The sequence below is a fragment of the Steroidobacter cummioxidans genome, assembly GCF_003104955.1.
This window is the reverse complement of the sequence record NZ_LSRW01000020.1, coordinates 15,268-27,190: the sequence shown is the minus strand read 5'-3', so window position 1 is coordinate 27,190 and position 11,923 is coordinate 15,268. Positions and strand designations below refer to the sequence as shown.

At 62.3% G+C, this 11,923-nt stretch carries 11 protein-coding genes; 3 read left to right on the top strand and 8 right to left on the bottom strand.

Annotated features, from left to right (window positions below):
- Positions 1-106 precede the first annotated feature (106 nt).
- Positions 107-910, top strand: coding sequence for an inositol monophosphatase family protein (locus tag D0550_RS12570; RefSeq protein WP_116809541.1), 804 nt, complete (start codon positions 107-109; stop codon positions 908-910).
- 46 nt (positions 911-956) lie between these two features.
- On the opposite strand, the gene D0550_RS12565 is transcribed toward D0550_RS12570, so the two are convergent.
- Positions 957-2,492, bottom strand: coding sequence for an amino acid permease (locus D0550_RS12565; protein WP_206606238.1), 1,536 nt, complete (start codon positions 2,490-2,492; stop codon positions 957-959).
- 267 nt (positions 2,493-2,759) lie between these two features.
- Between D0550_RS12565 and D0550_RS12560 the strand changes: the two genes are divergently transcribed.
- A complete protein-coding gene (locus D0550_RS12560; protein WP_116809539.1) occupies positions 2,760-3,071 on the top strand; it encodes a lipid-A-disaccharide synthase N-terminal domain-containing protein in 312 nt (103 codons plus the stop codon).
- A 4-nt stretch (positions 3,072-3,075) separates the two neighbouring features.
- Here D0550_RS12560 and D0550_RS12555 read toward each other — a convergent pair whose 3' ends face one another.
- The 5 genes from D0550_RS12555 to yajC all read right to left on the bottom strand — a co-directional run bounded on the left by D0550_RS12555 (position 3,076) and on the right by yajC (position 8,107).
- A complete protein-coding gene (locus D0550_RS12555; protein WP_116809538.1) occupies positions 3,076-3,828 on the bottom strand; it encodes a TerC family protein in 753 nt (250 codons plus the stop codon).
- Between the two features lie 33 nt (positions 3,829-3,861).
- Positions 3,862-4,836 carry a TerC family protein gene (locus tag D0550_RS12550; RefSeq protein ID WP_116809537.1) on the bottom strand — a complete coding sequence of 325 codons (975 nt, stop codon included), beginning with the start codon at positions 4,834-4,836 and terminating at the stop codon, positions 3,862-3,864.
- A 76-nt stretch (positions 4,837-4,912) separates the two neighbouring features.
- On the bottom strand, positions 4,913-5,848 hold the full coding sequence (secF, locus tag D0550_RS12545; RefSeq protein WP_116809536.1) for a protein translocase subunit SecF: 936 nt from the start codon (positions 5,846-5,848) through the stop codon (positions 4,913-4,915).
- Positions 5,849-5,860: 12 nt separating this feature from the next.
- Positions 5,861-7,717, bottom strand: coding sequence for a protein translocase subunit SecD (gene secD, locus D0550_RS12540; RefSeq protein ID WP_116809535.1), 1,857 nt, complete (start codon positions 7,715-7,717; stop codon positions 5,861-5,863).
- A gap of 57 nt (positions 7,718-7,774) precedes the next feature.
- Positions 7,775-8,107: a preprotein translocase subunit YajC gene (yajC, locus tag D0550_RS12535; RefSeq protein ID WP_116809534.1), complete on the bottom strand. Its 333-nt coding sequence runs from the start codon at positions 8,105-8,107 to the stop codon at positions 7,775-7,777.
- 242 nt (positions 8,108-8,349) lie between these two features.
- Here yajC and D0550_RS12530 point away from each other — a divergent pair, with 242 nt between their 5' ends.
- The gene (locus D0550_RS12530) at positions 8,350-9,639 is read left to right on the top strand and encodes a hemolysin family protein (RefSeq protein ID WP_116809533.1); all 1,290 of its coding nucleotides are present in this window, start codon (positions 8,350-8,352) and stop codon (positions 9,637-9,639) included.
- Here the strand turns inward: D0550_RS12530 and D0550_RS12525 are convergent.
- Positions 9,636-10,763 carry an AI-2E family transporter gene (locus D0550_RS12525; protein ID WP_116809532.1) on the bottom strand — a complete coding sequence of 376 codons (1,128 nt, stop codon included), beginning with the start codon at positions 10,761-10,763 and terminating at the stop codon, positions 9,636-9,638. The two genes, D0550_RS12530 and D0550_RS12525, sit on opposite strands and share 4 nt — an antisense overlap.
- A gap of 36 nt (positions 10,764-10,799) precedes the next feature.
- Complete coding sequence (tgt, locus tag D0550_RS12520; RefSeq protein ID WP_116809531.1) at positions 10,800-11,918, bottom strand: tRNA guanosine(34) transglycosylase Tgt; 1,119 nt, start codon at positions 11,916-11,918, stop codon at positions 10,800-10,802.
- Between the last annotated feature and the right edge of the window lie 5 nt (positions 11,919-11,923).

Genomic DNA, 11,923 nt, shown 5'->3' with positions numbered 1-11,923 from the left:
TAACTCCCCTTCGGACGGCATGCCGCCGTCATGCTCTTTACCAATTTCTGCCCCCTGCCCTGATCTGCCGTAGATCCGGGGCTTTGCTCGTCGAGGTGGTTTTTCCATGCAGCCTTTGCTCAATATTGCCGTCCGCGCCGCCCGTCGTGCCGGTGAAGTCATTGTCCGCGGTATGAACCGCGTGCACCGCCTCGATATCCGCCAGAAGGGGCAGAACGATTTCGTCTCGGAGATCGACACCCAGGCCGAGATGGAAATCATCGATACGGTGCGCAAGAGCTACCCGGACCACGCCTTCCTCGCCGAGGAAAGCGGCTCGCATGGCGGCTCGATCGAGAGCGAATTCGTCTGGATCATCGATCCGCTCGACGGCACCACCAATTATCTCCATGGCTTTCCGCAGTTCGCCGTTTCGATCGGCGTGCAGCGTCGTGGGCGCATGGAACATGCGGTTGTATACGACCCGCTGCGACAGGAGCTGTTTACGGCATCGCGCGGTGAAGGTGCACAGCTCGATGGACGCCGCATTCGAGTCAGCCCGCACGTGGGGCTGGATCGGGCACTGATCGGCACAGGCTTTCCTTATCGCACCAATCTGCATTGGCTCGACAACTACATGGCCATGTTCAAGGCAGTGACCCAGGCCACCGCGGGCATTCGCCGTCCGGGCGCTGCGGCGCTGGATCTCGCTTACGTGGCGGCCGGCAGGCTCGATGCGTTTTGGGAGTTCGGCTTGTCGCCATGGGATACGGCGGCCGGATCGCTACTGATCACTGAAGCGGGTGGCCTGGTGAGCTCACTGCAGGGAACGGAATACAAACAAGGCGGAAACATTCTGGCCGGCACGCCGAAGGTGCATGCGCCGCTGCTGGAACTGCTGGCACCGCACGTGCCGGCTGAGCTGAGCTGATTCGAGAGGCGCTCTCCCGGCGGGAGAGCGCCTTTTTCACAACTGTTTAATCCTGAGCCGGCGCAGGCTGCTTGGTGCTGCCGTTGCCCGAGCCGTTCTGGCCCAGCGGGCTCTTGCCGTAGCCGTACACCGCGTACACCAGCAGGCCGATGCCGGCCCACACGAAGAACGTCAGCTGCGTACGCAGCGGCAGCGAGAACATCAGGAACGCGCAGCCCGCCATCGCCAGCGGCGCGACGATCCACACGCCCGGGGCGCGGAACGGACGATGACGATCCGGCTCGCGCTTACGCAGAATCATCACACCCGCAGCGACCGTGAGGAACGCGAACAGCGTGCCGCTGTTGGAAAGGTCAGCGAGCACGCCGACCGGGAAGAACGCCGCGAACACCGTCACCGCCAGACCGGTGACGATCGTCACCACGTGCGGCGTCTGGAACTTCGGATGAATGCGCGTGAGCGCCTCGTTGAACGGCAATAGCTTGTCTCGCGCCATCGAGAAGAAGATGCGCGTCTGGCCGAACAACATCATCAGAATCACCGACGGCAGCGCCAGGAACGCCGCCAGGCCGATCAGCTGCGACACCTTCTTGTAGCCGATCTGATCGAGCACGTGCGCCAGCGGCTCGCCGCTGCACACCAGCTTGGGGCTGTTCTCCGGCTGACGGCACGCGGCCGCGAGGTCCGCACTGCCCGGCTCATAGGCGAGCTGGGTCACCGGATCGACCACTGGCTGCGCACCGATCGAGCCCACTGCGCCGGAAGCGACCAGCACGTAGAAGATCGTGCAGATGACCAGGCTGCCGATCAGGCCGATGGGCATGTTGCGTTGAGGGTTCTTGGTCTCTTCGGCCGCCGTCGACACCGCATCGAAGCCCACGTAAGCGAAGAAGATGGAGGCCGCGGCACCGGCGATGCCCATGCCGGAAATCTCGCCGAGGAAGCCATTCGGAGAGAACGGCTCGAAGTTGTCCATGTTCATCACCGGTATCGCCAGGGCGACGAACAGTGTCAGCGCGACCACCTTGATGCCGACCAGAATGGCGTTGACGGTCGCGCTCTCGCGCGTGCCGAGCACCAACAGACCGGTCACGAGCAAGGCGATGACCGCGGCCGGCACATTCATGATGCCGCCGACGTGCACGCCGCTGGTGAATGCCGACGGTAGGTTTATATCGAAGGATCGTTGCAACAGGCCGACGAAATAATTCGACCATCCCACTGACACGGCGCCCGCCGCGACGGCGTATTCGAGGATCAGCGCCCATCCCACCATCCACGCGATCACTTCACCGAGCACCGCGTAGGAGTACGTGTAGGCAGAGCCGGAAACCGGCACCATCGCTGCCAGCTCCGCATAACACAGCGCCGTGACGGCGCAGACGAAGCCCGCGATCACGAACGACAGCATCATGCCGGGGCCGGCCTTTTGTGCGGCTTCAGCTGTGAGCACGAAGATACCGGTGCCTATCACGGCGCCGATGCCGAGCATGGTCAGCTGGAACGCGCCCAGCGTACGCGTCAGCGATTTCTTCTCGGCGCTCTCGAGAATCTGCGCGAGAGGTTTGATACGCCAATTCATTATGTCGGTTTCCTCGGGGCTGTCATGCCAGTGTTGGACCGGAGTCAGGGGGAACGCGCTCGTCGGCGTCCTGTGGCGTCAGGCGAGCGGATCATAGGCGCATCCGGCAGCGGACGTCACCCGACCTACGTTAGGAATACGATAGAAAGCGCTATGCGCACTATCGTGGGCCGCACCGCCATTCCCCGGCACCATAACGGGGACAATATCTGTACAGTCGCGGCCATCCCGCTTTTGCTTCAAGCCCCCTCAAGATCGCTGGCCGCCATGAATGATGTCTTGCTCGTAATGTTCGGAATCACGGTGACCCCGTGGAAGCTCGTCGGCTACACCGGTGTGTTCCTATTCGCCGGCCGCTGGTTCGTGCAGCTGGCCGCCTCGAAGGCCTCCGGCAAGCCGGTCATGCCCACCCTGTTCTGGTACATGAGTGCCCTCGGCAGCGTGTTGCTGCTCGCCTACTTCGTGTTCGGCAAGAACGACTCGGTCGGCGTCATGTCGAACCTGTTTCCGCTGTTCGTCGCGCTCTACAACTTGTATCTGGACAGCAAGAACAAAAAGCGGCTCGCGGCCTTGGGCTGATCGCCTATTCGTCCAGCCGCTTGCGCAGCTGAACCGGCTCTTCGCGCGGCCGGTTCAGGCGCTTGCGCAGTTGCATGTTGAGCAGCTCCACTCCCACCGAGAACGCCATGGCGAAGTAGATGTAGCCCTTGGGAATGTGCAGGCCGAGGCCTTCGCCGATCAGCGCCACGCCGATCAGGATCAGGAACGACAGCGCCAGCATCTTGATGGTCGGATGACGATCGACGAAATCGCTGATCGGGCCCGCCATGAACATCATCATCAGCACCGCGATGATCACCGCCGCGATCATCACTTCGACATGATCGGCCATGCCGACCGCGGTGATCACCGAGTCGAGCGAGAACACGATGTCGATGACGGCGATCTGCAGGATGGTCGACAGGAACGTGGCCTTGCCCTTGGCTTCACGCTGTTCCTCTTCGCCTTCCAGGCTGTGGTGAATTTCCAGCGTGCTCTTGGCGAGCAGGAACAAGCCGCCGCCGAACAGGATCAGGTCGCGCCCCGAAATGCCGCGGTCCATGATCGAGAACAATTCCTTCGACAGCCCCATCACCCACGTGATCGACAGCAGCAACAGGATGCGCGTGATCATCGCGAGCGCCAGGCCGAAGGTGCGGCCCCGGGGTCGCTGTTCCGGCGGCAGGCGGCCCACCAGGATGGAAATGAAAATGATGTTGTCGATACCGAGGACGATCTCCAGGGCCGTCAGCGTCAGGAACGCCAGCCACACCTGGGGATCGGTCAAGAGTTCCACAATCCGAACCTCATAAGATGAGAATCAACAACTTCAATCGTTGCGCAGCTGTGACGCTTCGCGCCGCGACACCCACAACGACGCGATGATGCCGATCGCCAGGAAGCCGACGATCACGCCCAGCGAGACGATGTGCGGAATTTCCAGATGATGATGCAGCATCATCTTCACGCCGACGAAGGCCAGAATGAAGATCAGGCTGAACTTGATGTACTTGAACATCATCATCAGGCCGGCGATCGCGAAATACAGTGAGCGCAGGCCGAGGATGGCGAACGCGTTCGAGGTGAACACGATGAACGGCTCCTGGGTCACCGCAAAGATGGCGGGGATGGAGTCGACCGCGAACACCACGTCGGCGAAATCGACCAGCAGCAACGTAACGAACAGCGGCGTCGCGGCGCGGGCGCCATCGACCACGGTGAAGAAGCGCTCGCCGTCGAGCTTGTCGGTGACCGGATAAACCCGGCGCGCCAGCCGCACCAGCACGCTCTTGCCCGGATCGAACTGATCTTCCTCGCTCTTCAACATGCGCGCCGCCGACAGCAGCAGAATCGCGCCGAAGACATAGAACATCCAGTCGAAGGCATGGATCAGCGCTGCGCCCGCCGCGATCATCGCGCCGCGCAGCACGATGGCGCCGACGATGCCCCAGAACAGCACACGGTACTGGTACTGCGCGGGAATCTTCATGTAAGTGAAGATGATCGCGATGACGAAGATGTTATCGACCGACAGCGTCCACTCGAGCAGATAGCCGGTGATGTACTGAATGGCCGCTTCGCTGCCGCCGGGCGCATCGGGCGCGGCGCGCCAGCCGAACCAGTGATGCTCGTAGACGCCGTACACCAATGCGGAGAACGACAGCGCCACCAGGATCCATACGACCGTCCAGCCGAGCGCCTGACGGACGCTCATCTCCTTGGACTCCCGATGCAACACCACCAGATCCAGCGCCAGCACGCCGAGATACAGGACGAAGAACACCACCCAGACCATCAGGCTCATGACTTGGCCGCTGCTGCGCTGATTATTGCGGTATCCGCCATTTGGGCCTGAGGTTCCAATCCGACATGTCGTCTATTCAGGGCAACGCGTCGAGTTCGGTGGTGTCTTTCTTTTGCTCGATGAGGTCATGGGCGGTCAGGTTCATGTCCAGCGCCAGCGCGCCGGCCACGTAGATCGAAGAGTATGTGCCGACCAGGATGCCGATGGTCAACGCCCACGAGAAGCCACGCAGCGTCTCGCCGCCTTCGATCAGCAGCACGACCACGACCAGCAAAGTCGCGCCCGAGGTGATGATGGTTCGCGACAGCGTCTGATTGATCGACGCGTCCATGATCTCTTCGGGGGTCGCCTTGCGCATCGAATGGAAGTTCTCACGCACGCGGTCGAACACCACGACCGTATCGTTCAGCGAGTAACCGATGACGGCCAGGATCGCCGCCAGCACCGCCAGATCGAACGGCACGTCGGTCACCGCGAAGAAGCCGAGAATGATCAACGGATCGTGCAGGGTCGCGATCACCGCGCTGACGCCCATCTTCCATTGGAAGCGGAACCAGGTGTAGATGCCGATCAGCACGAACGTGAACAGAATCGCCAGGCCGCCCTGATTGGTCAGCTCTTCGCCGACCTGCGGACCGACCACCTCGGCGCGGCGCAACTCGACATCCGGATCGATCTTCTTGAGCGCGTCGGTGACCGACTTGCTGACCTGGTTCACGTCCTGCCCCTCGGTGGGCAACAGACGCACCATGATGCTGCGGTCGTCACCGAAGTTCTGCACCTGAGCTTCGTGGAAGCCGGCTTCCTGAAGCGCGGTACGCGTGCGCTCGAGATTCGCCGTCTTCGGATACGCGAACTCGAGCACTACGCCGCCGGTGAAGTCGATGCCCAGATTCAGGCCGTGCACCAACAGCAGGATCACCGATGCGATGAGCGTCACGCCCGACACCCCGTACCACACCTTGCGGGTGTGCATGAACGGGTACTTGGTGACCGTGTGGAAGAACTCCATGGCGGGGCTCTCTTAAATGGACAGGTGATCGAGCTTGCGGCGGGTACCCCAGATCGCGTGGACCAGGGCACGGCTGCCGACAACCGATGTGAACAGTGAAGTGATGATGCCGAGCGTCATCACGATGGCGAAGCTGCGGATCGTGCCCGTGCCGAATGCGAACAGCACCACGCCGGCGATCAAGGTGGTCACGTTCGAGTCGGCGATCGTCGCGAACGCCTTTTCGAAGCCGACGTTGATCGACTGCAGCGGCGAGTTGCCGTTGCGCAGCTCTTCTCGAATACGTTCGTAGATCAGGATGTTCGCGTCGACCGCGATACCCATGTGGAACACGACCGCGGCGATACCGGGCAGCGACAGCGAGGCTTGCAGCATCGACAGCAGGCCGACGGTGAGCACCAGGTTCGACAACAGCACCAGATTGGCGATCCAGCCGAACGAGCGGTAGTACGCCGCCATGAACGCGAACGTCAGCAACAGGCCGATGGCCATGGCGCGGATGCCGCGATCGATGTTGTCCTGACCCAGGCTCGGGCCGACCGAACGCTGCTCGACGATGGTCTGCGGAGCCGCCAGCGCGCCCGAACGCAGCAATAGCGCCAGTTCGCGGGCTTCAGTCGCCTGCAAGCCGGTGATACGGAAGCGCGAGGACAGCACGCTTTGAATGGTCGCGTCGCTGATGACTTCCTCTTCGGTACACAACGCGCCGTTACGCGTGCCTTCACAGCGCTCGCCTTCGGCCAGTTGTTTCTTCTCGATGTAGACGACGGCCATGCGCTTGCCGACGTTGTCGCGGGTCGCTTCCATCATCGACTGACCGCCGCGCGAATCGAGCGAGACGTTGACTTGGGGGGAGCCTTCGGCAAAACCCGAGGACGCATCCGAGAGCTGCTCACCGGTGGCGATGATGTCGCGCTTGACCAGGATGGGCCGGCCATCGCGCGTCTTCAGCAGCTTCGAGCCGATCGGAACGCGCTTGGTCTGCTCGGCTTCATAAGGATTGTTGTTCTCATCGACCAGGCGGAACTCGAGCGTCGCGGTGGCACCCAGCACGCGGATCGCTTCGTTGGGATCCTGCACGCCCGGCAGCTGCACGACGATGCGGTTCACCGCCTGGCGAGTGACGATGGGCTCGGAGATACCCAGCTCGTCGACGCGGTTACGCAGGGTGGTGATGTTTTGTTGAACGGCGATGTCTTGACGGCGTTTGACCTCGGCCGGCGTCATCGTCATTTCAATGACCGGACCTTCAGCGCTGTCCGACGTATTCAGCAGGATGCCGCCGTCTGGGGTGCGCAAGGCGTCCTGTGCCTTGGCCACATCTGCCTGGCTGCGCAGCGTGACGCGCACGACACCGTTGACGGTGGTCACTGCGCCATAAGGAATTCGCCTGTCTCGCAGTGTTGCGCGAGCATCGCGCTCCATGCGATCGATGGCCTGCGTAACCGCGCCCTGCACGTCCACTTCATAGACGAAGTGCACGCCACCGCGCAGATCGAGGCCGAGGCTCATGGGCTTCAGTCCCGCCTTGCGCATCCAGTCCGGCGCGCGCGAAGCGGTGGACAAGGCGACCAGGAATTCGCCCTCGCCGCGCTTGGTGATGGTTTCACGCGCCTTGGCTTGCGCCTCGGCGTCCGCAAAACGCAGTACCAGACGGTCCTTTTCGGTATGGGACGCTTCCACCGGCACGCCGTCGGCCTGGAGCAATCCCAGCACTTTGGCAGTACTGGCCTCGTCCATGGCCGCCCGATCGTTGCGCGACAGTTGCAGTGCCGGTCCTTCGCCAAACACGTTGGGTAACGCGAACAGCGTGCCGACCACCATGACCATGATGACCAGCCAGTATTTCCACTTGGCAAATTGATACATGTGAATGTCGCGAGTATCGCGGCGACGCCGGCCGGGCGGCCGGCGTTACCTTCCTGGTTATGCGCTTTTCAGCGTGCCCTTCGGGAGTTCCTGGGAGACAGCGTGACGCTGCACCTTGATATTGACCCCCGGGGCGATCTCGAGGGTGACGAATTGCTCGCTCACCTCGGTAATTTTGCCGAGGATGCCACCACTGGTGACCACCTCGGCGCCAACACCCAAGGCCGCCACCATGGCGCGATGTTCCTTGGCGCGCTTGGTCTGCGGACGGATCAGCAGGAAGTAGAACACTACGAAAATCAGCACCAGCGGCAGAAATTGCATGAGCGCGCTGGGCTGGGCCGGGGCGCCGGTCGCCTGTGCGGCAGCGGTGGAAATTAACCAGTCCATCTTGCAATGCCCCCGAAACTGAGAAAAAACAGAGAAAAAAGCCCTTCGGAAAGGGCGAGATCACGACTCTGCCGGCGCAAGCACGCGCGCACCCGGCGGCCGCCGGGTCGGCAAAGAGCGGCGCATTATACACACCGCCCTTGCGGCCACTATCCAAGCCGCAGCACCAGGTCCGATCCCCCTGCCGGCTGGAAGACTGCCGTACACTGTCGGTCCCTTGGCTATGAGGCTGATTCGGCTACATGCTATCCCGCGATGTCCTGATCCTGCTGCTCTTGATCCTGGTGAACGGATTCTTTGCGCTGTCGGAAATGGCCCTGGTCGCGGCGAAGAAGGTTCGTCTACAGGCGGCCGCCGAACAGGGGCGCTCGGGGGCCAAATCGGCCCTGGCGCTGATGGAAGACCCGACCACCCTGCTGTCGGCCATTCAGATCGGCATCACGGTCATTTCGTTCGCCACCGGCATCTACAGCACCAATGTGTTTGCCGAGCCCCTCGCCCAGCAACTGGTCCCGCTCGGCATGCCCGCCAAGTTCGCCGGAGAAGTTGCGACCGTGGTCGTGGTGCTGATCGTGACCTTTGTATCGCTGATCCTGGGCGAGCTGATGCCCAAGCGCGTCGCGCTCCTGCATGCCGAATCCCTGGCGACTGCGGTCGCCCCGCCGATGCGCTTGTTCGCCACGATCATGGTGCCGTTCGTGTGGTTGCTGCGCGTGACGGTCAATCGATTGCTCAGGTTGCTGCCGATCTCGTCCGCACCGCAGGCGGCGGTCACGGAAGATGACGTGCGCGCGCTGGTCGCCGAAGGCACGACGGCCGGCGTATTCCTGGCTTCGGAGCGTCGTCTGCTCGAAGGCGTGCTCGCGCTCGCCGATCGCAAGGTTGGCTCGATCATGATTCCGCGCCAGGACGTGATCTGGCTGGATATCGAAGAGCCTATCGAAGTGCTGTGGCAACGAGCCAAGGAAAGCGGTCACGCGCGCTTCCTGGTAGCGCGGGAGAAGTTCGACAACCTGCTCGGCATGATTACGCTCGCCGACCTGAGCGAGGCGCTGCATCGGGGCGAGCTGGATCCGGAGAGGGATCTGGATCCGCCGCTGCACATTCCCGATTCGATCTCGGTCCTGCAGTTGCTCGATCAATTCCAGCGCTCCAGTACGCACCTGGCCTTGGTCACCGACGAATACGGCGAAATCGAAGGGATCACCACGCCCATCGACATCCTCAAGGCGATTGCCGGCGAGCTGCCCGATCTGGGCAGTCGCGAGCGCGCCGAATACGTTCAGCGCGACGACGGTTCGTGGCTGGTCGACGGGCACATGCCCATCGAAGAGTTACAACAGCGGTTGGGACGCCGCGATATGGGTGGGCGCGACTATCACACCGTCGCGGGCTTCGTGCTCGCGCGCCTCGGCCGCATTCCGAAAGCGGGCGACACGCTCACCTGGCGCGATCTGAAGATCGAGATCATGGACATGGACGGCGTGCGCATCGACAAGATCCTGCTGCGCAAGCTGAGCCCGGGGACCTAAGGCGTCCCCGTCTTCTTCTTGACCTTGATCGGGGTCGTGCCATCGGTCGAGACGATGGCGCTCTCTTCCTTGGTGGAATGCTCTTCCAGCCACTCGCGCCAGATCGCCAGCGACACCGCCAGCAGCACCGGACCGATGAACAGGCCGACCAGGCCGAACGCCAGCACGCCGCCGAGCACGCCGAACACCACCAGCAGGAACGGCATGCGCGTCGCGTTTGAAATCACCAGCGGACGCACGATGTTGTCCACCCAGCTGACCAGGATCACGCCCCACAGGATCAGGCCCACCCCGTTGACCATGTCCCCGCGCACCAGTGCCCAGGTGGCAAGACTGCCCCACATCACGGGCGCGCCAAAAGGAATCAACGCAATGATCACGGTGACCGCGCCCAGCAGCACCGGCGCTTCCACGTCGAAGATCCAGTAGCCGATACCGGCCACCACACCCTGGGCGAGCGCGCCCAGCATCAACGCATACACGACTGCCTGTGTGGTGAAGCCAGCCGCATCGATGTAGTCATGCACGCGCGGGCCCAATATTCCTTCCAGGACCGCCCGCGCTTCCCGCATCAGTCGCGGTCCATCGCGCAACAGGAAGTACATGGAGAACACAGCGAAGAACAGTTTCGCGATGTTGCGTCCGGCACCGCCGATGAGCCGCGACACTTCCACCGACGACTGTTCCATCATCAGCATCACTTGACTGCGCAAAGCCTTCGGGTCGGCGGCGATTTGATCCAGGATCTCCTGCGCGTGCCCGCCGACATACGGCAAGTCGCGAATGGCCTGCGGCAACACCGGCTTGGTGGCCAGGAATTCCTGGATCTCGGTATACGCCGCCACCGCTTCCACGCGCAGCATCAGGATCAGCCACACCAGCGGCACGACGATGATGACCGTCACCAGGATGGTGGAAATCAGCGACGCCGCCGAACTGCGACCGCCGCACAGCTTCAGAATCCGTAAATGCAGCGGCCAGGCGACGTACGCGAGGATGGCGCCCCAGATCAGCGGCACGATGAACGGCTGCAACACCGTGAAGGTCAGCAGCAGAATGCCCAGGATCAGACCTGCGACCAGCAGGCGGCGGAACCAAGGCGCGGTAGGCAGATCGGCAAGCATGGGTGGGAAGCGGCTAGCTCAAACGTGGTTGTCGCATCAGTCGCTGGCGTCGCTTCTGGACCGGCGCGCATAGAAATCCGCGACGAAGGCCTCGAAGCGATGCTCCTCGATGGCAGTACGCAGGGACTGCATCAAGGACAGATAGAAGTACAGATTATGAATGCTGCCGAGGCGCGCGGCCAGAATTTCGCCACAGCGATCCAGGTGTCGCAAATAAGCACGGCTGTAATTCATGCAGGTGTAACACGAGCATGCCTCATCCAGCGGCCGGGTATCGGTCTCATATTGGGCATTACGGATCCGCACCACCCCGGTGCTGGTGAACAAGTGACCGTTGCGTGCGTTGCGCGTCGGCATGACGCAATCGAACATATCAACGCCCCGGCGCACCGCTTCGACCAGATCTTCGGGCGTGCCGACGCCCATCAGATAACGCGGCCGATCCTTCGGCAGATGGGGCGTGATGCCATCGAGCATGCGCTCCCGCTCCTCTTTCGGCTCGCCGACCGCCAGCCCGCCGACGGCATAGCCGTCGAAACCGATCTGCTGCAAGCCCGCCGCCGATTCCTGACGCAGCGCTGTATACATGCCGCCCTGAACGATGCCGAACAAGGCGTTCGGATTTTTGAGCCGATCGAACTCGGCGCGACTGCGCAGCGCCCAGCGCAATGACAACTCCATCGAGCGTCGCGATTCTTGCTCCGTCGCCGGATACGGCGTGCATTCATCGAAGATCATCACTACATCGGAGTCGAGATCCTTCTGCACTTGCATGGATCGCTCCGGAGTCAGCATCACCGCATCGCCATTGACGGGCGAACGGAAATTCACACCCTCCTCGGTGATCTTGCGCATGGTCGCGAGACTGAACACCTGAAAGCCGCCGGAGTCGGTGAGAATCGGCTTTTCCCAATGCATGAATCGATGCAGTCCGTCGTGGGCCCGAATCACGGGCATGCCCGGACGCAGCATGAGATGAAATGTATTGCCGAGCACGATCTGCGCGCCCATGCCGACGAGCTCTTCCGGCGTCATCGCCTTCACGGTGCCGTAGGTGCCGACGGGCATGAAGATGGGCGTCTCGACCACGCCGCGAGGAAACGTCAAGCGACCGCGACGCGCGCCGCCATCCGTCGTGATCAATTCAAACTGCATTGCCA

Excerpts from the sequence above, each read along its gene's own strand:
- D0550_RS12530 (WP_116809533.1), top strand. The coding sequence starts at position 8,350 with ATGCTATCCCGCGATGTCCTGATCCTGCTGCTCTTGATCCTGGTGAAC.
- D0550_RS12560 (WP_116809539.1), top strand. The coding sequence starts at position 2,760 with ATGAATGATGTCTTGCTCGTAATGTTCGGAATCACGGTGACCCCGTGG.
- D0550_RS12570 (WP_116809541.1), top strand. The coding sequence starts at position 107 with ATGCAGCCTTTGCTCAATATTGCCGTCCGCGCCGCCCGTCGTGCCGGT.
- yajC (WP_116809534.1), bottom strand. The coding sequence starts at position 8,107 with ATGGACTGGTTAATTTCCACCGCTGCCGCACAGGCGACCGGCGCCCCG.
- D0550_RS12550 (WP_116809537.1), bottom strand. The coding sequence starts at position 4,836 with ATGAGCCTGATGGTCTGGGTGGTGTTCTTCGTCCTGTATCTCGGCGTG.
- D0550_RS12565 (WP_206606238.1), bottom strand. The coding sequence starts at position 2,492 with ATGAATTGGCGTATCAAACCTCTCGCGCAGATTCTCGAGAGCGCCGAG.
- secF (WP_116809536.1), bottom strand. The coding sequence starts at position 5,848 with ATGGAGTTCTTCCACACGGTCACCAAGTACCCGTTCATGCACACCCGC.
- tgt (WP_116809531.1), bottom strand. The coding sequence starts at position 11,918 with ATGCAGTTTGAATTGATCACGACGGATGGCGGCGCGCGTCGCGGTCGC.
- D0550_RS12525 (WP_116809532.1), bottom strand. The coding sequence starts at position 10,763 with ATGCTTGCCGATCTGCCTACCGCGCCTTGGTTCCGCCGCCTGCTGGTC.
- secD (WP_116809535.1), bottom strand. The coding sequence starts at position 7,717 with ATGTATCAATTTGCCAAGTGGAAATACTGGCTGGTCATCATGGTCATG.